This window comes from Rothia endophytica, from assembly GCF_928381505.1.
GTDB lineage: Bacteria > Actinomycetota > Actinomycetes > Actinomycetales > Micrococcaceae > Rothia > Rothia endophytica_A.
This window is the reverse complement of sequence record NZ_CAKMSJ010000004.1, coordinates 306,225-328,561: the sequence shown is the minus strand read 5'-3', so window position 1 is coordinate 328,561 and position 22,337 is coordinate 306,225. Positions and strand designations below refer to the sequence as shown.

At 56.6% G+C, this 22,337-nt stretch carries 21 protein-coding genes, 1 tRNA gene and 1 pseudogene; 9 read left to right on the top strand and 14 right to left on the bottom strand.

Going from position 1 to position 22,337, the window contains the following annotated elements; all coding sequences use genetic code 11:
* Positions 1-163 precede the first annotated feature (163 nt).
* A complete protein-coding gene (locus L6990_RS07100; RefSeq protein WP_237203373.1) occupies positions 164-694 on the top strand; it encodes a hypothetical protein in 531 nt (176 codons plus the stop codon).
* A 72-nt stretch (positions 695-766) separates the two neighbouring features.
* Here the strand turns inward: L6990_RS07100 and L6990_RS07095 are convergent.
* Positions 767-1,448 (bottom strand): annotated as a pseudogene (locus tag L6990_RS07095) (winged helix-turn-helix domain-containing protein).
* Positions 1,449-1,496: 48 nt separating this feature from the next.
* Complete coding sequence (locus L6990_RS07090) at positions 1,497-2,690, bottom strand: sensor histidine kinase (protein WP_237203372.1); 1,194 nt, start codon at positions 2,688-2,690, stop codon at positions 1,497-1,499.
* 182 nt (positions 2,691-2,872) lie between these two features.
* Here L6990_RS07090 and phoU point away from each other — a divergent pair, with 182 nt between their 5' ends.
* Positions 2,873-3,532, top strand: coding sequence for a phosphate signaling complex protein PhoU (gene phoU, locus L6990_RS07085; RefSeq protein WP_237203371.1), 660 nt, complete (start codon positions 2,873-2,875; stop codon positions 3,530-3,532).
* A 96-nt stretch (positions 3,533-3,628) separates the two neighbouring features.
* Here phoU and L6990_RS07080 read toward each other — a convergent pair whose 3' ends face one another.
* The 3 genes from L6990_RS07080 to L6990_RS07070 all read right to left on the bottom strand — a co-directional run bounded on the left by L6990_RS07080 (position 3,629) and on the right by L6990_RS07070 (position 6,046).
* On the bottom strand, positions 3,629-4,369 hold the full coding sequence (locus L6990_RS07080) for a phosphoglyceromutase (RefSeq protein ID WP_237203370.1): 741 nt from the start codon (positions 4,367-4,369) through the stop codon (positions 3,629-3,631).
* A 153-nt stretch (positions 4,370-4,522) separates the two neighbouring features.
* Positions 4,523-4,840 carry a DUF2516 family protein gene (locus tag L6990_RS07075; protein WP_237203369.1) on the bottom strand — a complete coding sequence of 106 codons (318 nt, stop codon included), beginning with the start codon at positions 4,838-4,840 and terminating at the stop codon, positions 4,523-4,525.
* Between the two features lie 12 nt (positions 4,841-4,852).
* Positions 4,853-6,046, bottom strand: a complete 1,194-nt coding sequence (locus tag L6990_RS07070) for a trans-sulfuration enzyme family protein (RefSeq protein WP_237203368.1) — start codon at positions 6,044-6,046, stop codon at positions 4,853-4,855.
* Between the two features lie 103 nt (positions 6,047-6,149).
* Here L6990_RS07070 and tmk point away from each other — a divergent pair, with 103 nt between their 5' ends.
* Together tmk and L6990_RS07060 are read left to right on the top strand one after the other, a co-directional pair.
* Positions 6,150-6,827, top strand: coding sequence for a dTMP kinase (gene tmk / locus L6990_RS07065; protein ID WP_237203367.1), 678 nt, complete (start codon positions 6,150-6,152; stop codon positions 6,825-6,827).
* Entirely contained in the window at positions 6,824-7,960 is a 1,137-nt protein-coding gene (locus L6990_RS07060) for a DNA polymerase III subunit delta' (protein WP_237203366.1), read from the top strand. Before tmk ends, L6990_RS07060 begins: the two co-directional genes overlap by 4 nt.
* On the opposite strand, the gene nrdG is transcribed toward L6990_RS07060, so the two are convergent.
* Both nrdG and nrdD read right to left on the bottom strand, forming a co-directional pair.
* Positions 7,953-8,528, bottom strand: coding sequence for an anaerobic ribonucleoside-triphosphate reductase activating protein (nrdG, locus tag L6990_RS07055; RefSeq protein ID WP_237203365.1), 576 nt, complete (start codon positions 8,526-8,528; stop codon positions 7,953-7,955). The genes L6990_RS07060 and nrdG overlap by 8 nt on opposite strands.
* The gene (nrdD, locus tag L6990_RS07050; protein ID WP_237203364.1) at positions 8,521-10,461 is read right to left on the bottom strand and encodes an anaerobic ribonucleoside-triphosphate reductase; all 1,941 of its coding nucleotides are present in this window, start codon (positions 10,459-10,461) and stop codon (positions 8,521-8,523) included. The genes nrdG and nrdD overlap by 8 nt, the downstream gene beginning before the upstream one ends.
* Positions 10,462-10,696: 235 nt before the next feature.
* Between nrdD and yczE the strand changes: the two genes are divergently transcribed.
* Complete coding sequence (yczE, locus tag L6990_RS07045; RefSeq protein ID WP_237203363.1) at positions 10,697-11,356, top strand: membrane protein YczE; 660 nt, start codon at positions 10,697-10,699, stop codon at positions 11,354-11,356.
* Positions 11,357-11,437: 81 nt separating this feature from the next.
* Here the strand turns inward: yczE and L6990_RS07040 are convergent, their stop codons facing one another.
* The 3 genes from L6990_RS07040 to manA all read right to left on the bottom strand — a co-directional run bounded on the left by L6990_RS07040 (position 11,438) and on the right by manA (position 14,348).
* Entirely contained in the window at positions 11,438-12,802 is a 1,365-nt protein-coding gene (locus L6990_RS07040) for a PFL family protein (protein ID WP_237203362.1), read from the bottom strand.
* A 7-nt stretch (positions 12,803-12,809) separates the two neighbouring features.
* Positions 12,810-13,079 (bottom strand): ACT domain-containing protein, encoded by a 270-nt coding sequence (locus L6990_RS07035; RefSeq protein ID WP_237203361.1) that lies wholly within the window; start codon positions 13,077-13,079, stop codon positions 12,810-12,812.
* A gap of 75 nt (positions 13,080-13,154) precedes the next feature.
* Positions 13,155-14,348 carry a mannose-6-phosphate isomerase, class I gene (gene manA, locus L6990_RS07030; RefSeq protein WP_237203360.1) on the bottom strand — a complete coding sequence of 398 codons (1,194 nt, stop codon included), beginning with the start codon at positions 14,346-14,348 and terminating at the stop codon, positions 13,155-13,157.
* Positions 14,349-14,484: 136 nt separating this feature from the next.
* Between manA and L6990_RS07025 the strand changes: the two genes are divergently transcribed.
* Positions 14,485-15,888: a phosphomannomutase/phosphoglucomutase gene (locus tag L6990_RS07025; RefSeq protein ID WP_237203359.1), complete on the top strand. Its 1,404-nt coding sequence runs from the start codon at positions 14,485-14,487 to the stop codon at positions 15,886-15,888.
* Between the two features lie 82 nt (positions 15,889-15,970).
* Here L6990_RS07025 and L6990_RS07020 read toward each other — a convergent pair whose 3' ends face one another.
* The 3 genes from L6990_RS07020 to L6990_RS07010 all read right to left on the bottom strand — a co-directional run bounded on the left by L6990_RS07020 (position 15,971) and on the right by L6990_RS07010 (position 19,813).
* Positions 15,971-17,155 (bottom strand): FAD-binding oxidoreductase, encoded by a 1,185-nt coding sequence (locus L6990_RS07020; protein WP_237203358.1) that lies wholly within the window; start codon positions 17,153-17,155, stop codon positions 15,971-15,973.
* A 127-nt stretch (positions 17,156-17,282) separates the two neighbouring features.
* A complete protein-coding gene (locus tag L6990_RS07015) occupies positions 17,283-17,756 on the bottom strand; it encodes an RrF2 family transcriptional regulator (RefSeq protein WP_237203357.1) in 474 nt (157 codons plus the stop codon).
* Positions 17,757-17,986: 230 nt separating this feature from the next.
* Positions 17,987-19,813, bottom strand: a complete 1,827-nt coding sequence (locus L6990_RS07010; protein ID WP_237203356.1) for a phosphoenolpyruvate carboxykinase (GTP) — start codon at positions 19,811-19,813, stop codon at positions 17,987-17,989.
* A gap of 450 nt (positions 19,814-20,263) precedes the next feature.
* Here L6990_RS07010 and L6990_RS07005 point away from each other — a divergent pair.
* From L6990_RS07005 to L6990_RS06995, 3 genes are all read left to right on the top strand, one after another.
* A tRNA-Arg gene (locus L6990_RS07005) sits at positions 20,264-20,336 on the top strand.
* A gap of 189 nt (positions 20,337-20,525) precedes the next feature.
* Positions 20,526-20,846, top strand: a complete 321-nt coding sequence (locus tag L6990_RS07000) for a 2Fe-2S iron-sulfur cluster-binding protein (RefSeq protein WP_237203355.1) — start codon at positions 20,526-20,528, stop codon at positions 20,844-20,846.
* A gap of 7 nt (positions 20,847-20,853) precedes the next feature.
* Positions 20,854-21,645 carry a DUF4232 domain-containing protein gene (locus tag L6990_RS06995; RefSeq protein WP_237203354.1) on the top strand — a complete coding sequence of 264 codons (792 nt, stop codon included), beginning with the start codon at positions 20,854-20,856 and terminating at the stop codon, positions 21,643-21,645.
* An 83-nt stretch (positions 21,646-21,728) separates the two neighbouring features.
* On the opposite strand, the gene L6990_RS06990 is transcribed toward L6990_RS06995, so the two are convergent.
* Complete coding sequence (locus L6990_RS06990) at positions 21,729-22,316, bottom strand: malonic semialdehyde reductase (RefSeq protein WP_237203353.1); 588 nt, start codon at positions 22,314-22,316, stop codon at positions 21,729-21,731.
* Positions 22,317-22,337: the final 21 nt, after the last annotated feature.

The following is a 22,337-nucleotide window of genomic DNA, read 5'->3' as shown; positions in this document are numbered from 1 at the left end:
TAATATTGACCACACCTATGCATTCTTTTAGTGCCGTACGGCTCTGATACAGACGTTCCGTCGACAAACCAGATAGAATGTGACCCAACGACACAAAACTGTGCACACACACTTTTCCCGCCGTGCGCGGGGAGCCTTCGAACCTATACAAGGAGTACAAGCCGTGAAGTTTGCAGCTTCTAAGACCCTTAAGCGAGCAGGTGCCTCTGCTCTGGTCGCTTCATTCATGCTGACAGCAACCGGCTGCGGTTACATCTACAAGCAGCCCACCACCATCGTCTACTCAGCGTCAGATGGCCAGATGGCTAACCTGGGTGATGAAGACGTCCAGCTGCGTAACATCATGGTTATCTCTTCCGGTGAAGATGAAGCAGGCCGCCTGCTGGGCACCATCCTGAACCAGACCGAAGAGAACGCCACCGTCACTCTTGCGTTCCCCACCGAGACCGTCACCGTTGACGTCGAGGCAAACAGCGAAGTCCGCCTGGAAGACGAAGATCAGGCAACCACTCTGGCGCAGACCGGCGCTAACCCCGGCATGACCCTGATGGATGTTGAAGTTTCTTCCAACGTCACCACTGACCCCACTACTTTCAACGTGCCGGTAGTGGACGGCTCACTCGATGAGTACGCACCCTACCTGCCCAACGCGGCATCCGCTAGCGCCCCAGCTTCAGAGAAAGCAGGCCACTAAGCAAGCACAAACTTAGCCCCTCGGTGTTGCACCGAGGGGCTAAGTTTTTAATGATCCTAGAAAGTGAGCGGTTTAGGGTTCAAATTTATAGCCCAGACCGCGCACCGTAACCACATAACGCGGTGATGAAGGGTCAGGTTCGACCTTAGAACGTAGGCGCTTGACGTGAACATCGAGAGTCTTGGTATCACCAACATAATCAGCACCCCACACCCGGTCAATCAGCTGTGAACGAGTCATGACACGCCCCGCGTTGCGCAGGAGCATTTCAAGAAGCTCAAACTCCTTCAGGGGCATTGAGACAGATTCCCCAGCAACAGTCACCACGTGCCGCTCAATATCCATCCGCACCGGGCCACCTTCAAGGGCACCAGAGTCCTGCTCTTCAGCCTCACCCTGGCGACGCAGTACAGCCCGCACACGGGCAATCAGCTCACGCGAGGAATAGGGCTTGGTGACATAGTCATCCGCACCCAGCTCAAGGCCCAGAACCTTATCAATCTCTGAATCCTTGGCCGTCAGCATGATGATGGGTACCGCGCTGCTTGACCGAATCTGCTTACAGACTTCCATACCCGACTGGCCCGGTAAACATCACATCGAGCAGCACCAAGTCAGCACCGTTGCGTTCAAACTCAGTAACAGCATCTAGTCCGTTATCTACGACCTGAACGTCAAAACCCTCCCGTCCCAGCAAAAAGGCAAGGGGATCACTCAGCGACTCTTCGTCTTCAACCACTAAAATTCGGGTCACGTCTTCTGCGTCCTTATAGTTTTCGCTGAAAATCCAGCGTTATCTTGGTTATTTGTCTTGTACTACCTGGGGTAAAGCGCCGGTTTCGGTGCTCTCCCCCAGCAAATCTTGTTCGCTAGCCTCATCAACCAGCGGCAGGGCTATGGTGAAGGTTGACCCCTCGCCCTCTTTAGACCAGAGGGTAACCTCCCCACCGTGCTGACCCACGATATGTTTGACGATGCTCAGCCCCAACCCGGTCCCACCGGTTTGGCGCGAGCGAGCAGGATCCACCCGGTAAAAGCGTTCAAAGATTCGATCCTGCTCGTCTTCGGGGATACCGGGGCCTTCATCCTTCACTGAAATTCTAACAGTGCCCTCTCTCACACTCACTCCGATGCCCACCTTCGTGTTCTCAGGGGAGTAACGAATAGCGTTTTCAATCAGATTGCGCAGAGCGGTGCCCAAAAGTTCGGGGTCGCCGTGTACAGGTCGTAGACATCTACCGCCCACCAGCAAGTCAATATTTTTGCCTTCAGCCGTTAGCCGGTTACGATCCACTGCATCGGCAACCATCTGACTAATATCAACCAGGGTAGAGCTCAGTACCACATCAGCTGACTGCAAACGAGATAACTCGATGACATCCTGCACTAAGGCAGCCAGACGCTGTGACTCTTTCTTCAACTTACTAGAGAAATAAAGAACTGATTCGGGGTCATCGACAGAAGTTTCAATAGCCTCAGCCATCAAGCCAATAGCACCCACCGGTGTTTTCAACTCATGGGAAACATTGGCCACAAAGTCAGTACGCACGGTCTGAGCGCGGGTAATTTCGGTGCGATCATCGGCCAAGACCAAAATGTACTCATCGCCTACCGGCGCTACCCGCAAGTCAATAACCAAACGGTTTTCCTCATAAAAACCGCGGGTCAGCACTATTTCTTTCTCAGCGATGACGCCCTTGGTGCGAACCTGATCAATCAGCTCCAGCATTTCCTCAGCAACCACCGTGTGACCCCTCACCAGGCCCAAGGCATAGGCGCCGGGAGAAGCCTGGACCACACCGTCCACGGCGTCTACCACCACATAAGCCCTGCCAATCACAGCAAGCACCTCAGCCGCACCATCACTCACGGTGGGTTCCTCGACATCAGCCCACCGAGCCCGCTGCCGCTCACTACGCTGCACGGCGAGGATGCTGACGGCACCCACCACCAGGCCCAGAAGAGCTGCGCATAAAATGCTTACGATAAAGTTCACATCTATTAGCTTAGGGGGCGCCGCCATCTTTTAAGCACGAAAATCACCAATAATCCGATGGGTTCAACTAACGTTTACCCACGTATAGAGTTTCGTTCACATGAACCTGAGACTCTAAAGGGTAAGCATCGGCCGCGCGCCGCTGCACACCGTTAATATACCCGTGTGGAAAGGACGCGCCCGTGCGTAAAGTCTTCCAAGCTGAACTCCAACAGGTGGGCGAAGAGCTCATTCAAATCGCAACCCTCGTCAAAGAAGCTCTAGAACGCGCTTCCCACGCCTTCCTAGAAGCTGATATTCAAGAAGCCGAAGAAGTTATTTCTAACGATGCGCGTATCGACTTCATGCAAAACGAGCTCGACGAACGCTCCATCGACATCCTGGCTCTGCAGGGGCCCGTTGCTTCTGACCTTCGCATGATTGTAGGCGCTCTGCGCATGAGCTCATCCCTAGAACGCATGGGTGACCTTGCACGCCACGTAGCCCAGGTAGCGCGCATGCGCTACCCCGCCCCCGTACTTCCCGATTCCATCACCCCGGTCTTCGCTGAGATGATTGAACTGGACCTTAAGATTATTGAAAGCGTGATTTCTCTGCTCGAAACCCGCGAGCTCTCCCACGCCCAGGATATTGCTAAGTACAAGGTGCGCATCAGCGAACTGCATGTAGAGGTCTTCAACCACATGGCAGCAGATGACTGGAACCACCCCGCACAGATGACTGTAGATGTCACCCTCGCCTCCCGTTACCTAGAACGCTTCGGTGACCACGGGGTTTCGGTAGCTCGCAAGGTAACCTACTTGGTGACCGGTGACTGGAACGCGGTTCCCGAAAGCCTATAAACTCGGCAAGCTTCCGCTCAGAAAATATTAAAGCCGGACGCCGGCACCCACGTGGGTGCCGGCGTCCGGCTTTAAGGTTTAGCCTAGGCGAAAGATTTACTTCTTGCCCTGGTTCGCTACTGCCTTGATGGCGTCCTTAGCTGCCTCGGGGTCCAAGTATTCACCGGGGCCAACAGGCTTGAAGTTCTCATCCAGCTCGTAGTACAGGGGGATACCGGTAGGAATGTTCAGACCAGCGATGTCCTCATCTGAAATGCCCTCGAGGTTCTTGACCAGGGCACGCAGGGAGTTACCGTGCGCAGCGACCAGAACGGTCTTGCCCGCCTTCAGGTCTTCCTTGATGTCTGATTCCCAGTAAGGGAGCATACGCTCGAGAACGTCCTTGAGGCACTCGGTGCGAGGAGCGTTTTCAATGTCAGCGTAACGGGAATCGTTCGCCTGTGAGAACTCATCGTTGTCATCGAGAACGGGAGGAGCGATGTCGTAAGAACGACGCCAAGTCATGAACTGCTCTTCACCGTAGGTCTCTAGGGTCTGAGTCTTATCCTTGCCCTGGAGCGCACCGTAGTGACGCTCGTTCAGGCGCCAGTTGCGCTTGACGGGGATCCAGTGACGGTCAGCCGCGTCAAGAGCCAGGTTGGCAGTGTTGATAGCGCGACGCTGCAGGGAGGTGTGAACGATATCGGGTAGGATATCGCGCTCCTTCATCAGCTCGCCGCCGCGAGTAGCCTCAGCACGACCCTTTTCGGTCAGTGCAACGTCTACCCAACCGGTGAAGAGGTTCTTTTCGTTCCATTCTGATTGCCCGTGACGGAGCAGTACCAATTTGTAAGTCATAGCCCCATTATCCCACTTAAACCCTGCAAATAAAAGGTAAACCCACACAGATTCACTAAAACTGCTCGTGTTACGGGCAGTTCACCATGAACTGTGTGGGTTTGACGCACAAGCCTACAGACAGATACTCACGATTGCAGGTATGCAGAGATCTTAGCGGCGACGGCGCACCGAAACAGCCGGGCGAACGTCAGCCAGGAAGACTCCCACAGCGGTTGCAGCAATGAGCTGTATGAAGAGGGAGCCGCCCACGAACTGGGATGCCTGCACCGCCATGAGAACCAAAAAGACTGCGGATGCCCCGGTAACCCCCATCCAGAAGCCCTTAGTACGTTTGAAAGCGCTCTGATAGGCATAGCCACTGGCCCGAGCAGCCTCAACGAAAGCAAAAATTGCGACGGCAGCCAAAGCCACAGCCAGTATCAACTGGACATAATACTGTGTAAATATCACGAGTTCGTAGGGGCTCATAGTGCCTTTTCCTTAGTCGGTTAGAAGGGTCAGCGCCTGGTCAAGGTCAGCGTAAAGATCATCGGCGTTCTCAATACCCACCGACAGACGCAAAAGCGATTCAGGGATGCTGACCGGCTCGGATCCGTGACGGCGGCGGCGCTCAATCAGAGATTCTACGCCACCTAAAGAAGTTGCGGGAGTCCAGAGGTGCAGGCGGTTCATGACCTCTTCCGTCTGAGCTACATCAGCCTTGAGCACCACGCAGAGGATAGCGCCGAAGCCATCCATCTGTGCCTTAGCTCGTTCGTGGTAGCGGTCGGTAGGAAGACCTGGGTAACGAACCTCTTCAATCGCAGGGTGCTGGCTCAGACGCTCAGCAAGAGCCTGAGCGTTTTCTACCGACTTCTGCATACGTAGTGCCAAGGTACGGATGCCGCGCAGGCCAAGGAAGGCTTCGAAAGGGCCGGGGATAGCGCCATTGAGGGAACGGTGCTCCAGCATAGCGGCGCGAATTTCAGGGCGGTTGGTCACTGCCAGGCCCAGCACAACGTCCGAATGCCCCGCAATGAATTTAGTAGCCGAATGCACCACAATGTCAGCCCCCATCTGCAGGGGACGCTGCAACAGCGGGGTGGCAAAGGTGTTATCAACAGCGGTGACCACGCCCAGGCGCTGGGCTGCTTCAACGAGAGCGGGAAGGTCAGCGACCTCCAGCATGGGGTTGGTGGGGCTTTCTAGCCAGAGCAGCACCTGGGGCGCTGCATAATCAATATTTTGGGCGGTAACCCCTCGGGCCTTAGCCGCAGCTTCCATTGCCTCGATAGCGCCCTGGGTATCATCCAGGTCAATGCGAATTACCTCGGTGATGCCGCGGCGCTCCAACTTCTTAGCAATTGAGATAGAAGCCATGTAGGCGTGCTTAGGAATCAAGATAGCGGAGCCAACCGGCACGAGATCTTCAACAGCGGCAACCGCTGCCATACCCGAAGCAAAAAGTAGACCGGGCAAAGAGGCACCCTCAAGATCAGCGATGACCTCTTCGAGCCCATTCCAGGAGGGGTTATCAAACCGTGCGTAGACCTTGTCGTTGACCGTATCGACAGTGCCGACACCACGGAAAGTGGAGGTCATCATAATAGGAGTGTTGACCGGGGCATCGTGCTCATGGGCAGGGCGGCCACCAGAGACGGCCAGGGTTTCAGGGGATAGCTTCTGTTCAGTCATGAATACTAGCCTACGCTCACCGGGCTCATTCACGGTCACAAAAGTTCACCTGCTAAGACTCGAGCCGCCGTGAGCCCACTCCGGCCTTGGTAGGCTTATACCCGTGAGACACGCGCTAAATTACACCCCAGAAATTGACACCACTGCCGAGCAGGACGCCGGTAGCGGCTTTTTCATTGCCTTCGAAGGCGGTGATGGGTCGGGGAAAACCACCCAAATCAAACTGCTGGCTCAGGCGCTGACCGACCGCGGCTTCGATGTGCTGGTGACCCGTGAACCAGGAGGCACCGATATCGGTGAAAAACTGCGCACCCTGGTGTTGGAACACGGCCAGGGAGAAGTAGACCCTCACACCGAAGCACTCATCTTCGCGGCCTCCCGAGCCGCCCACGCCCACCAGAAAATTCGCCCAGCTCTAGCAGAAGGCAAGGTGGTGCTCTGCGACCGCTACATCGACTCATCAGCTGCCTACCAGGGCGCCGGGCGTGGTCTGGGTGTCGAAAACATCGTGAATCTGAGTCTCTGGGCCACCTCCAACCTTCTACCCCACACCACCGTGCTGCTGGATGTTCCCCTCGTGGAAGGACGAGAACGGGCCGGTGCCCGCGGCCAGACTGACCGCATGGAATCAGCAGATGATAGTTTCTATGCGGCTCTGCACGATGCCTTCCGCGCCCAGGCCGCGGCTACCCCCTATCGCTACACGGTCATTGACGGGGACCGATCAATTCAGGAAGTGCACCAGGACGTCTTATCAGCAGTCTTGAAGGTGCTTTCATGAGCGTCTGGGATACCCTCATTGGTCAGCCCGATGTGCTGACCGCCCTCCAGCGGGCGTCCGCAGATGAACGACCTACCCATGCCTGGCTCTTTACCGGCCCACCCGGTGCCGGGAGGGAGACCGCAGCCCTTGCCTTTGCAGCTGCCCTGCTCTGCGAGCGCGAACTCGGCCAGCGCGGCTGTGGCGCCTGCCGTTCCTGCCAGACCGTGCTGAGTGGGTCCCACGCGGATTTTGTGCATTTCAGAACCGAAAAAACGCAGATCACTATCGACGAGGCTCGTGATTTTGTGGTGCGGGCACAGGACCGCCCAGCAGTGGGGCGCTGGCGCGTCATGCTGATTGAGGATGCGGACCGCATGCCTGAACGCACCTCGAACGTGCTGCTCAAAGCGATTGAAGAGCCGCCACCGCATACTATTTGGCTGTTGACCGCGCCCTCCCCAGCCGATGTGCTGGTAACAATCAGGTCACGCTGCCGCCCGGTGAATCTAAGAGTACCCACCACTGATGCTGTCACCGCCGCTCTGGTCTCGGGTGGGCACGCGCCGGAGGCAGCTGAATTAGCGGCTCGTATGTCTCAAGGCAATCTTGAGGTAGCCCGCAGGCTGGCCGAAGATGAAGGTGCGCGCAAGCGCCGCAGTAGCGTGGTGCGTCTACCGATCTCCCTGCCTACCGTGGCTGCTGCGATGGAAGCAGCCGACGAACTGATTTCCATTGCCGAAGCTGAAGCTGAAGCAGATGCTAGCGCCCGTAATGACACGGAGCGAGCTGCTCTGCTGATGTCCTTAGGCTACGAGGACGGTGAGCGGCTCTCGCCCACTCACCGCTCGCAGCTACGTCAGCTAGAAGAAGATCAGAAACGCCGCGCCAAACGCATACAGACTGATACCCTGGACCGCTTCCTGGCTGATATCCAGACCGTGTTGAGGGATGTACTGACCCTGCAGCTACGCACCGATTCGGAGCTCATCAACGCCCATCTGGGCCAGGGCCTCTACGACTATGCAGCAGCTGGCTCACCCGAACGCACCCTAGCGCACCTGGACGCGGTTGCCGCTACCCGGCGCCGTCTGCAGAGCAATGCCAGCCCCCGCCTAGCTTTTGAGGCAATGATGACGGGATTTGTTAAGTAGAGACCGCCTCATCGGTCTTTAGATGAAGAACGCGTTGGTTGCTGGAACCGCGGAAGGCCAAAGACAGGTCTTTGCGGCTTTGGATAAAGGGGCCGTCTACCAACACATCGATGAGTTCTAAAAGCTCCCCCTGGTCAGCGTTACCGGCGTTCACCGAACCTCGGAGTTGCTCCAGGGTGTAGCCGCTCCAGCACCAAATGTCCTTATCAGGTAGCTCTGCCCGCACTCGCCGAGCCAGGCGCAGGCAGAGCCCTGTGTTGAGAAAGGGTTCACCGCCCAGCAGGCTAAGGCCCTGCACATAGGGTTGTGCGAGGTCAGCCATAATGCGCAGCTCCATCTGTTCAGTAAAGGGCTGCCCGTAGCGGAAGCTCTGCGCCGCTCGGTTATAACAGCCAGCACAGACAAAAGGGCACCCGGCTACATAGACTGCGCAACGGACGCCTGGCCCGTCTGTGAAGCTGAAGGGCTGGTAGTTCGCTAAGTAACCGGCCGAAAACCGAGCCGAGTTCCAGCTACCGTCAGCAGGAGGCAGCTGTCGTGGACCGTCCTCACCTAGCAAACTATTCATCGAAGAAACCGCCCTCTGACAGTGACCTGCTACCGTCATAGTGCTTGACCCGGGCAACAATCTCGCGGTGGCGCCCTGCCACCATGGGACGCTTGACCGGGTTACCCAGGTAGCCGCAGGTCCGTTTGACCACATCGCAGGTTTCCGGGTTGGAGTTGCCGCACTGGGGGCATGTAAAACCGTCTGCCGTTGGCGCAAACTCTCCCTCATAACCGCACTCAAAACAGGCATCAATGGGGGTATTGGTTCCCAGGTAACCCACCCGATCGTAGGCATAATCCCAGACAGCTTCCAGCGCATGTTGGTTATGAGTCAGAGGCGGGTACTCACAGTAGTGGATGAAACCACCCGAGGCGTAAGCAGGGTAGTCCTTCTCAAAATCCAGCTTCTCAAAGGGGCTGACCTTCTTACGTACGTCCAGGTGGAAGGAGTTGGTGTAATAGCCCTTATCGGTAATGTGGTCAATCGGCCCAAAACGGTCAGAATCTAGCCGGGCAAAGCGGTCGGTCAGCGATTCGCTGGGGGTTGAGTACACGGAGAACCAGATCCCGGTGTTTTCGCTCCACTCGGTAGCTTTTTGCTTGAGTCGAGCGAGAATCTCCAAGGTAAAAGCCTTAGCCGCCGGGTTAGCTTCCCAGTTGGGCCCAAAAAAGGCTGTGCCCACCTCATAGAGCCCGATGTAGCCCAGGGAAATAGTGGCGCGGTAGTTAGTAAAGAAAGAGCGCACTGACTCACCCTTCTCAACCCGCATCCCAAAGGCTCCGTACTGGTAAAGAATAGGAGCATTTTCAGCCAGTGCCTGCTCACACCGCTCAGCACGATAAAAGAGCGCTTGTCGAGCGATTTCAAGACGCGCCTCAAGCAAACTCCAGAAATTCGCTAGGGCGCTCTGCCGCTCCTGCTCGCTTAAGGACGATGCCGCTACGGTAGCTAGAGGCGCAGTTTCTAGCGCAATGCGGGGCAGGTTAAGAGTGACTACCCCCAGATTCATGCGCCCAGCAGCAACATTCTGCCCCGCCTCATCCTGCCAGCCCTGTAGAAAAGAGCGACAGCCCATGGGCACCTTATAGCTACCGGTCAGTTCTACAATTTTGTCGTAGCTGAGCACATCGGGGTACATCCGCTTGACCGAGCATTCCAGTGCCAGCTGCTTGATGTCGTAGTTGGGGTCCCCTTTTTCAAGGTTGGTTCCCCGACGCAACCCAAAGACCAATTTGGGGAAAATCGCGGTATAGCCGTCCTTACCTATACCCACCAGACGCACCTGCAAGATGGCCCGCTGAATCTCCCTCTCCCATCTGCCGGTCCCCAAACCAAAGCCCAGGGTCACAAAAGGGGTCTGCCCATTAGAGGAATAGAGGGTGTTGACCTCGTACTCCAGAGACTGCATAGCATCGTAAATGTCCTTGGCAGTCTTGATACGGGCATAGTCCTTTTGCCGGCCCGGTTCCACCCAGAGGGCAGCCTCCGCCAAGTGTTTACGGTAGTTAAGTTGAGCGTAGGGTGCCAGCACCTCATCGATGCGGTCTACCGAACAGCCCCCATACTGGGAGCTAGCAACATTGGCAATAATCTGGGCGATCTGGGCAGTGGCAGTATTAATCGACCGTGGAGACTCAACATTGGCGTTGCCAATGCGGAACCCTTGGCGCAGCATGCCTTCAATGTCAATCAGGCAGCAGTTGGTCATGGGCGAGTAAGGAGAATAGTCCAGATCATGAAAGTGAATATCACCGCGTTCATGCGCTTCAGCTACTCGGGGAGGAAGTAGGCGAGTGAGGGCATAGGTTTTTGCTACAGCACCAGCGGTAAGATCACGCTGGGTATTAAAAACGGTGGCGTCCTTGTTAGCGTTTTCGTGAATAACCGCAGAATCCTGGCCTTGCAATTGGTCAATAGCCGTCTGAAGACGATTAGCAGTTGACAACAACATCTAGTAGCTCCTTCGAAATAAAACCACTAGATATAGTATTCTTATTGGCCTGCAGCCTTTATAGACAGACCGTCTCTGCAGAGGTTGAGGTTGCTAAAACAGAAGATCCCTTCTATATTTTTCGCCGCACCAGATCACCAATTTTTACTATCGACCACAAGCGTTTCCATCTCAAAAATTGATTGCATCACACCGACCGCTTCAGAGAGCTGGTGGCAAACCCTATGATGGAAGGATGCCTCAAACAAGCCCCTCACCCTTAGCCCATCTGACGCCACTGCAGCAGCTACGAGCTGGCAAGCTGGCCCTGCGCCTACCCATGCTCATCATCGGTCTAGTCGGCTTCGGTGCGTCCTGCGCTCTTCTCATCAAGGCAGGGCTGGGCGCCCTGGGCTGGGATGTGCTCACTCTAGGCATCATGGAACTCACCGGAGCTTCCTACGGGTTGATTACCATCATCACTTCTTTTGTGGTGCTGCTCTTTTGGATTCCTCTCAAAGAGATGCCGGGGCTAGGCACCCTGGCTAACGCCGTGCTGGTGGGTCTTTCAGCAGATGTTGCTATGGGCTTTATTCCCGACCCCTCTCATACATTGCTACAGTGGGCCTACCTGCTAGGGGGCATCCTGCTCTTTTCTTTCTTTGACGCCCTCTACCTGGGGGCGCAGTTTGGCTCAGGCCCGCGCGATGGCCTCATGACCGGCCTGGTACGGGTCACCGGACGCCCAGTCTGGCTGGTGCGTTCGGTGCTAGAGGTCAGCGTAGTGATTGCCGGTATCGCCATGGGTGGCAAGTTCGGCATTGGCACTCTACTCATTGCCTTCACCATCGGCCCGCTCATTGGCTGGTTCTTGCCCATGGTGACGGTACGGTTGACACCCAGAACCAAGAACTGACGGATAGGGCACCGGCTCGCTCAACAAAAAACCGTGGCCCCCCATCAGGCGATAGGGTGCCACGGTTTTCTCAGAAAAATACTAGTTACGGAAGCCGTGCACCGGTGAAGGAATACGGCCACCACGAGCGGCAAAGAGCTCAGCCGATTCAGGGTGGGTAGGCATGACGGGGGCACGGCCTAGCAAACCACCAAACTCCACCATGTCACCAATTTCCAGCCCGATCGCGGGAATAACGCGCACAGCAGTAGTCTTGTGGTTCATGACGCCGATAGCCGCCTCGTCGGCAATCATGGCGGCGATAGTGGAGGCAGGGGTTTCACCGGGTATAGCCACCATGTCCAGACCCACCGAGCAGATAGCGGTCATGGCCTCTAGCTTATCAAGGGTAATTTTGCCGGCGGCAGCGGCTTCAATCATGCCGATATCCTCAGAAATCGGGATGAAGGAGCCAGATAGGCCACCTACGTGCGAGCAGGCCATGAGCCCGCCCTTCTTCACCGCGTCGTTGAGCAGAGCAAGGGCGGCAACGGTACCGTGGGTACCCACCGATTCCAGACCCATTTCTTCCAGCACGTGCGCCACAGAATCGCCCACCTCAGCGGTAGGTGCCAAGGACAGATCGACAATGCCGAATTCAACACCCAGGCGTTCAGCCGCCAGGGTGCCTACCAGCTGACCCATGCGGGTAATCTTGAAGGCTGCTTTCTTGATAACCTCAGCGCAGACGTCAAAGGATTCACCGCGAGCGCTTTCCAGTGCTCGCTTAATAACGCCGGGGCCAGAGACGCCCACAGAGACCACTGTGTCTGCCTCTTGGACGCCGTGGAAGGCACCTGCCATAAAGGGGTTATCTGAAACAGCGTTGGCGAAGACCACCAGCTTGGAGCAACCAAAGCCGTGAGCCTCCGCTGAACCTTCAGCGGTTTCACGGATGATCTCACCCATGGTACGCACCGCCGTCATGTTGATGCCGGCGCGAGATGAGCCGATATTGACGGAGGCACAGACCACATCGGTCTCGTTGAGCGCGCGCGGAATGGAACGCATCAGCTTCTCATCGGCAGGGGTGGCACCCTTATCAACCAGAGCGGTGAAACCGCCGATGAAGTTAACCCCTACAGCCTTAGCGGCGGCGTCTAGGGTCTTAGCGAACTCTACGTAGTCTTCATCTTGGCTGGCACCGGCAACCAGAGCGATAGGGGTTACCGAAATGCGCTTGTTGATGATGGGGATGCCCAGCTCAGCTTCGATGCCCTCGGCTACCTCAACCAGGCGAGCAGCGCGGGAGGTGATTTTGTCGTAGATTTTTTGGCGGGCGACGGCGCCATCTGAGTCAGCGCAATCCAGCAAGGAAATACCCATAGTGACCGTGCGGATATCGAGGCGGTCCTCGTCAATCATCTGCAGGGTCTCAAGAACGGAGCTTGAACGATCGGAAAACATGGTGCTCCTAGAGGGTATGCATGGCCTGGAAAATGGCATCGGACTGGATGCGAATCTGCACCTGCTGCTGCTCTTCTACCGGCTTCATAGCTTCTTGTAGCTCGGTGATGGACTGCTGGTTTTCATCAAAGCTGCCCTGCAGAATCATGGTGAAGTAGCCCTGCATCAGAGTCTGAGAAAGGTTTTCGATGTTGACCTTGCGCTCGGCGAGCTTGCCGGTGACGCCTGCGATGATGCCTTCATGGTCGAGGCCGGTGACAGTCAGGATGATTTTCATACTGGTCCTTGATAGCGCTGGGCACGATGGTTACGTGCGAGATACACCCCTATCTTAGTAGATATCAGAGGGGGTCTAGCGCTGTGCAGCTATATAGAGTTCGCCCTGCCCTGCAACACTCAGCTGGGCAGGATCGCCCACGTACATGACTGACTGGGTGCCGGTGAGGGTAAAGGTCTTGGTCTCATCACGCACCACCACGGTGCCAGCTGTGCAGAGAGTCACGGCGACGCCTTCTAGGGGAAGGGCGAGCTCTTCACCCTCTGTGACGCTCAGGCGTGTGACGCTTAAGCGCTCGTCCCACATGGTGTAGGTTGCCAGGGGGCCCGCGGCAGGACGCTGAATGGTAGGGATGTTCTGGTGCTCGCCTAAAGCGGTGATAAGTTCTTCTTCATCAACGTGCTTGCTGGTCAGGCCCGCTCGCATCACGTTATCGGAGGGGTACATCAGCTCAAGAGCGGTACCCGAAACATAGGCGTGCACCTGACCATCAGGAGTGAAGACAGCATCGCCGGGTTTCAGGTGCAGCAGGTTCATCACCAAAGCCAACAGCAGACCGCGATCCCCCGGGTACTTAGCGTCCACCAGGGCGACCAGTTCAACCGCACCAGCTATCGCCGAGTTCTGCTCCTGCGCATCCTTGTGCTTTTTAGCCCATTTCCTGGCGGCTTTGACGGTCTTAGCGGTTGCGGTGCTGGCGGCGTCCTGGGGAATACGCACGATCGCTACCAGCAAGTCTCGGGGAGTCTTAGCCTGAGCCAGGACGCCGTTGAGCCAGTCCAGCTTGAGGGTGGCGGCAAAGCCACGTAACTCCGCGAAGTCCCGCACACCGGTGAGGATGCGCATGGGAGTCAGCGCGATAACGGTCTCTGGTTTAGAGAACTGGTCCTTGTAATTGCGGGTGGGGTCATCCAGAGCAACTCCACGCGCTTCTTCTTCCCGGTACCCGCGAGCAGCCTGCTGAGCAGTGGGGTGAACCTGAATCGACAGGGGAGACTCAATGGCAAGAATCTTAAACAGAAAAGGGAAAATATTGTTCTCTCGCCTGGGGTTCAGAAAGCGATCGGGGTTCTGCGCCACCAGCGTGTCCAACGGCTGAGCACCGCCGTCCACATGGGCCAGCGACGGCGCAGACGAGTGAGCGCCCACCCACAGTTCAGCCTCAGGTGCTTCAGTGGGTACGGGCACACCACGCATGAGCCCCAGCGTTTCACGCGAGCCCCACGCATAATTCTGAATCGGATTATCAAGAGAAAATAATTCACCCATACTCACTATGAAACCATGGACCCCTTGTCGCCAACAGCTATGCAGGGTTTACCCCTGGGTGTTTATCGCCATAAATCACAGCAGAATTAGCCGTGATCTAAGCCGTAGAACCTGGCCAGACTACTAGACTAGCCCTGTGAATACTATTGATTTAACTGCATCTTTTAAGGCTTACGATGTTCGCGGCATTGTTGGCGAAACCATCACCGCAGAGACCGTTCGCGCCACCGGCGCTGCCTTCGTTGACGTGCTTGAACTAGCGGGGCAGAACGTCCTGGTCGGTGCCGATATGCGCCCCTCCGGCAGCGAATTCATGGAAGCATTCGCTGAAGGCGCCACTGCCCGCGGCGCTAACGTCATCAACATCGGTCTGATTTCTACCGATGAGCTCTACTACGCCTGCGGTGTAGAGAACGCAGCCGGTGTCACCTTCACCGCCTCACACAACCCTGCCGAGTACAACGGCATGAAAATGTCCAAGGCCGGTGCGGTGCCCATCTCCTCAGAGTCCGGCCTCTTCGAGGTACGCGACCTGGCGCAGAAGTACCTGGATGAGGGCACCATCCCCGCCGCTGAAACCCCCGGCGCCGTCAGCGAAAAAGACGTGCTGAAGGGCTACTCCGAATACCTACGCAGCCTCGTTGAACTCTCGGGCATCCGCCCCCTCAAGGTGGTAGTGGACGCCGGTAACGGCATGGGAGGCATGACCACCCCCGCCGTCCTGGGCGACACCATCCTGCCGGGTCTGCCCCTGGACATCGTCCCCCTCTACTTCGAGCTAGACGGTTCTTTCCCCAACCACCCTGCTAACCCTCTGGAGCCTGCCAACCTGGTAGATCTACAGAAAGCAGTAGTTAAGCACGGCGCTGATATCGGTCTTGCTTTTGACGGCGACGCCGACCGCTGCTTCGTCATCGATGAAAAGGGCGATCCCGTCACCCCCTCAGCGATTACCGCACTGGTGGCAGAGCGTGAAATCGCCCGCGCCCAGGCTGAAGGCAACGCCGAGCCCGTGATCATTTACAACCTGATCACCTCTAAGTCTGTACCCGAGCTGGTTGAGGCTAAGGGTGGCAAGGCGATTAAGACCCGCGTGGGCCACTCCTTCATCAAGGCTGTCATGGCTAAAGAAAACGGTGTCTTCGGTGGCGAGCACTCAGCTCACTACTACTTCAAGGACTTCTTCAACGCTGACACCGGCATGCTAGCTGCCATGCACGTGCTGGCTGCACTGGGCACCTCCAAGAAGGCACTGTCAGAGATCGGTGCGGAGTACTCCCCCTACGTCTCCTCCGGTGAAATTAACTCAGAGCTTGAGGATAAGACCGGCGCCATTGCCCGCGTTGCCGACCACTACGGCGACACCGTGGAAATCAACACCATGGACGGCACCACCTTCACCCACACCGAAGAAGGCTGGTGGGCTAACCTGCGCCCTTCTAACACCGAGCCCTTCCTGCGCCTCAACCTTGAAGCGCCGGACCAGGTGACCATGGAGCGTGTGCGCGATGAGATTCTTGCAATCGTTCGCGAAAGCTAACCAAAGATAAGAAGAAGCGGTGGACACGTTTTACGTGCCCACCGCTTCTTCGTTTAAAGAGGTGCTCTATATCAAGGCCAGACTAGCCGCGTGCCTGGTCGTGGAGCATCCACTGGTCGGGGCCGAAGATCTCGTACTGGATGTTAGTACCGGGAACACCAGCCTCAATGAGCTGGGAGCGCACGCCCTGCATGAAGGGCAGCGGGCCGCAGAGGTAAGCAGAAGCGTTGGCAGGAACGCCTAGCTTGCTGATGTCGACTCGGCCCTCAAAGTTGCCTTCACCGTCTGCTTCAACGAAGGAAACCAGCTTGGCGTTCTCGATGAGGTTGACGTACTCGGTCATCTCATCGCGCAGGGGCCAGGTGGTGAAGGAGCGGTCAGCGTGAACCACAACGACCTCACGCTTGGAGCCGGTAGCTGCCAGCTCTGACAGGAAGGCGATCATGGGGGTCACGCCAATACCGGCTGAGAAGAGGTAGAGAGGCTGATCTTCTGAGTCACCGAAGCCGCCCAGGGTAATATCGCCGTAAGGGTTAGAGACCTCGAGGATGTCGCCCACCTTTTTCTCATGCAGGATCTGGGTCATCTCGCCGTTGGTGTCCAGCTTGATGGCAACGCGGCGCTGGTTCTTCTCGGAAGGGAGCAGGGTGAACTGGCGGGGCTGACGCAGACCATCCTTGGCCTTGGTGATGATCGAAACGTACTGGCCAGCTACGGCGTCGGTCATGGCAATAGCGTTAGCAGGTTCAAGGGTCAGAACAACGACATTCTCACCGGTCTCTTCGCGGCTCACAATAGCGAAAGGCGCGAACATAGCGTCATTAGCCTGGACAGCGTAAAGGCCCTTTTCGAGCTTGATCAGGGCGTCTGCCATCAGCCAGTAGACCTCGGTCCAAGCTTCAGCAATTTCGGGGGTCAGGATGTCGCCCAGGTTAGCTGCGATTGCCTCAAAAAGGTACTTGTAAACAGTGGGGTACTCTTCTTCACGCAGACCCAGAGCTGCGTGCTTGTGAGCAACGCGAGAGAGCACCTCATCTGGGTACTTGCCGGGGTTGGCCAGGATGTAGGAGGCAAAGACCGCAATAGAGCCCGCCAGCGCCTTGGGCTGGGTGCCTTCTAGCTGGGATGAGCGTGAGAACATGCCGTCCATGAGGTCAGGGCGTGCAGCAAACATGCGCTGGTAAAAATCAGGGGTGATGTCATTAATGCGTTCTGCAATAACAGGCAGGGTTGCCTCGATGACGGGGCGGGACTTCTCGGACAGCATATCCATCTCCTTAGTGACAGGGTGTTTCTAAACCTCTCTTAATTTAGCATACTAAATACGAAATAAAGGAGAAAAAGAAACTGCCAACACATTACCGTGTCAGCAGTTTTGTTTTCTCAGGTCAGAGCTATGCAGCTGTGGGGAATTTTCTTGCTCCACCAAGCGGCCCCAGGCCCAATTCCACAAAGACAGGCCCCATTTGCTTCTCGCTAGGCAACTGCGAAATGACCACCGGGTCGAGCATTTTGAAGAACTCTTCGCGCGCATTGGCAAGAATGCCCTTTAGCGAGCAAGCATGGCGCATAGGGCAGTCCGTAGACCCACCCTCACACTCAACCATCGCAACATCTCCCTCGGTGGCACGTAGCACCTGCCCGATGGTTGCCGCTCGCCCAGCGTTCGACAAAAGCACCCCGCCGGTGCGCCCACGGGTTGATTCCAGGAGACCCATATTCACTAAGAAAGCCACCGATTTTGCTACATGGTTATAGGGAGTCCCCACACCCTCAGCTATAGTCTGCGTGGAGACTTTCTGCCCGTCAAGACCAGAAAGAAGCATAAGGACGCGCAATGAGACGTCTGAAAAAGCGGTAAGCCGCATTGCCGTAGCTCCTAGTAATAGCTGGGATGATCCTTAAGATCAACATTAGTTATTGGTTCGGAAATAACCAACAAGAACCTCTAAGCAGAGTGACTGTTAAAGTTTCACGCTCCTTAAGTCCCAACACAAGAGTAAAAGTGATTTTGGAATGAACTTCACAGGAAGCCACGAGAGCGAACACCAAAGAGGGGCTCTTGTTCATATGAACAAAAGCCCCTCCTACCGCTTCATTAGGACGCCAGGTTCTCAGCTAGTGCATCGCGCTGGGCGCGCACCTCAACAGGTAGCTTATCGCCCAGGGCAGCCAGCCATTCGTCCATGCCGGGCAGCTCCTGTGCCCATTCGTCCTTGTTGACAGCCAGAGCAGCCTGCAGCTCAGCCTCGGTGATGTCAAGACCGGTAACATCAAGGTCACTGGGGCCGGGGACGATGCCCAGGAAGGTTTCTTCGCCACCGGCGGTTCCTTCCAGGCGGTCAAAGATCCACTTGACCACGCGGGAGTTCTCACCGAAACCGGGCCAGGCAAAGCCACCGTCTGGGGTGCGACGGAACCAGTTGACGTAGTAGATCTTGGGCATGTTTTCTTCGCCGTGCTTCTTGCCCAAATCAATCCAGTGCTGGATGTACTCACCGGCGTTGTAGCCGATGAAGGGCAACATAGCCATGGGGTCGCGGCGCACCACGCCCACAGCACCCTTAGCAGCAGCGGTGGTCTCTGATGAAAGCGTGACACCGCGGAAGACACCCTGTTCCCAGCTGCTTGCCTCGGTCACCAGGGGCACGGTGGTCTTGCGACGACCGCCGAAGATGATGGCAGATAGGGATACGCCATCCGGTGCGTAGTATTCCTCGGCCAGCATGTCTGCCTGGGCAATGGGGGTGCAGAAGCGGGAGTTGGGGTGGGCGGCGGGGCGGCCGGACTCAGGGGTCCAATCATTACCCTGCCAGTCGATCAGGTGCTCGGGCACCTCATCGGTCTTACCTTCCCACCACACTGAATTGTCATCGGTCAGTGCAACGTTGGTGAAGATGGTGTTACCCTTTGCGACAGCGCGCATCGCATTGGGGTTGGTGGACCAGCCGGTACCGGGAGCCACGCCAAAGAGTCCAGCCTCGGGGTTAACCACGAAGGGCTTTCCATCGCGGAACTCGATCCAGGCAATGTCATCGCCCACCATCTCAGTCTTCCAGCCCTCTACGGTGGGGTCCATCATGGCGAAGTTAGTCTTGCCGCAAGCCGAGGGGAAGGCAGCAGACATGTACTTGCTCTTGCCCTCAGGATTGGTGACCTTAAGAACCAGCATGTGCTCAGCCATCCAGCCCTCATCGCGGCCAATCGCTGAGGCGATGCGCAAGGCGTAGCACTTCTTACCCAGCAGGGCGTTACCGCCGTAGCCAGAACCGAAGGACCAGATTTCACGGCTTTCAGGGAACTGCACAATGTACTTATCGGGGTTGCAAGGCCAGGGAACATCCTGCTGGCCAGCTTCAAGAGGAGCACCCACCGAGTGCAGTGCTTTCACAAAGAAAGCGTTGGTGGCGGTCATCTTGTTCAAAACCTCGGTGCCAATGGTTGCCATGATGCGCATGGAGCAGACCACGTAGGCAGAATCGGTAATCTCAACACCGAACTTGGGGTTGGTGGCATCCACCGATCCCATCACAAAGGGGATGACGTACATCGTGCGGCCACGCATGGAACCGGTGAAGAGACCGGTCAGAGTCTGCTTCATCTCCTGGGGGTCACGCCAGTTATTGGTAGGACCAGCGCCCTCTTCGGTCTCAGAGCAGATAAAAGTACGTTCCTCAACGCGAGCAACATCGTCGGGATCAGAAAACGCTACATAGGAGTTAGGGAACTCGTGATCGCTCAGCTTACGGAAGGTACCAGCCTCAACCAGCTCCCCCGCCAAGCGGTCGTATTCCTGCTGCGTACCGTCAGCCCAGTAGATGCGGTCAGGCTGAGTCATCTGTGCAATATCAGCAACCCACTGCAGCAACTCTGCATGCGTGGTGGGTGCCTGGGCGGTTACGTTTTCAATTGAAAAGTCAGTCATCTGACGCTTCCCCTTTAGGTTTGTTCAACCGGCACTCCACTGTGCCGGACGACGTGCACCTGCTTCTCATCTTCGCCTAAGGCCGTAGCTAAACAGGCAAAAATAGAAAACGCGCCACCCATGGATATGAATGAACGCGTCGTGCAAGCGGTGCACACATCACTTCATCGTGTGTAACCAGCGTACCCAGATTGATTGTTTTTTTCTGCATCTGACAAAATATTTCGACACCCACCTCGCAGACCCGTGGTGCAGACAACAGAAAACTGCTGGCCAAGCCACGTTTAAAAATAATTTTCGCACCAAAAACCTTGCTATCTCAAGGAATTTATACCCCGAGGGAACCAGCTGAGACAACCGTCACGGGATTTCAATTTGCGCACCTTTAAGAACCTGCGTAAAGTATTACCTGTTGCTGAGGCAGGTTGATGAAACCGGCTGATGCAAAATGCGCCTGTAGCTCAACGGATAGAGCATCTGACTACGGATCAGAAGGTTGGGGGTTCGAATCCCTTCGGGCGCACATCACAAGCCGGTCTCCCTCGGGAGGCCGGTTTTTTCGTCCCCCGTTATTATATTTACGGTGCACAAGGAGACACGTGGAGGTAGCATTCACCACAAAATAGGGGCTAGCCCCCTGCCCCCCCATAAAATGAGGGAAGATACACGGACACCTGCCCGGTGACCGCCGCTCAAGACAAGGAGTAAACCGATGACCGTAAACATCACCGTCACCGACGAAAACGGTGAGACCAAAGAGGTCACCTGGGAATCAGACCAGACCATGCTTGAGGCAGTAATCGCCGGCGGCTTCCCCGTGCTGGCAACCTGCGGCGGCAACGCCTCCTGCGCCACCTGCCACGCCTTCATTGACCCCGACCACATCGAGGCGTCCCTGCCCCGCGAAGAAGCGGAAGAAGACCTACTCGATATGATTGACGACGTCGCTAACGAATACTCACGTCTAAGCTGCCAAACCCAGTATTCCGAGGGCATGGACGGCGCCCACGTCACCCTGCAACCCGGGATGTAGACAGCCTATGATGAGATCTCCCAAAGTCGCAGCCATCAGTAGCCTAGCTGCTCTTTTACTCCTGAGTGCCTGCGGTGCGTCCCAGACTAACTCTCAGGAATCAGCAGCAAGCCCCAGCAGCCCAGCGGCCTCAACCAGCGCTCCCAGCAGCACCCCAACTGCTACGGTTACACCCAGCACCCAACCCAGCCCCACCGCAACGGCACCTTCTCCTCAGGTTATTGAAGAAACACCTGCGCCGGGGTCAGAGGTTACACCTCAACCGGTGCCCACCGGCACCGTAACCACCGTGGACCCCACCCCAGCCTCCACCGGTGAGCCACCACATGAAGCTAGTGAAGCCCCACGCCAGGCACCGAGTTCTGCGGCAGGAGTGGCCGTCTGCGACTACGGCCAGCTCTACATATCGGCAGCTGTAGCCGACGGAGCTGGAGCTGCCGGTTCTCGGTACATCACGCTCACCTTCACCAATACTGGCGAGTCTGACTGCACCATGAGTGGCTACCCATCGGTGCACTATGTGGACGCCTCAAACCACCAGGTTGGCGCCAGTGCAGCTCAAGCTACTGAATGGTCAGCCTCAGGCATCGTCTTGGGCACTAACCAGAGCGTTAGCGCTACCCTGCGCGAAACCCGAGCGCAGCTCTTCGGTGAAAGTTGCCAAGCCCAGCCTTCAGCAGGGTACTCAGTACAGGCACCCGGAGCTTCACAGGCTCTGGTGCTGAACTTCCCCGCAGAAGCCTGCTCTAACAGCCAGATTTCACAGCTATCGGTGGGCGCGGTAGGGGCAAACCCCTAGGCTCCAGTCTGCCACCATGGGGCTTAGCGAAAGGGCGGTAAAGCACGAGTGCTATACCGCCCTTAGCTATTTAAATCGAAAAGCTAGATGGTTTCGGTGACGTCCTCAAACTCAAAACGCGAGTTGCGGGGGTAGCTGGGCTCAATGCCGTACCCAAGGTTGACGATGAGGAATGCCTGCTGGTTTTTGTCGGCAAGGAACTCCGTGGTGATAGCAGCCAGGTCGCCACCGGTCATGGGGCCAGCGTCCAAGCCCAGAGCGCGGACGGCGGTAATGAAGTAGCCTGCCTGCAGGTGAGCTGAGAGCGCACCGGCACCCTCAGCTGCCTCGGGGTTACCTTCAAACATGGGCTGCATGTTCGGTGCTGAGCGAGGGTTGAACTCACCAAAGCGCTGGAACCAGCTGCGGTCAAAGCCGAGGATAGCGGTCACGGGCGCGGCGATGGTTTTTGCCTGGTTAGAATCGACCATGTGGGCAGCCAGGCGCTGGCGGGCTTCTGCTGAACGCACCCAGGTGATGCGCAGGGGCTGGGAGTTGAAAGCGGTGGGGCCCATTTTGGTGAGGTTGTAAATCTCTCGCAGCATCTCATCGGTGACTTCTTGATTGGTGAAGTGAGAGACGGTGCGTGGGGTGATGAAGAGTTCTTCGCGGGCTGAGGCAGATGGCGCCATAACATTCCTTTACCAAGAAAA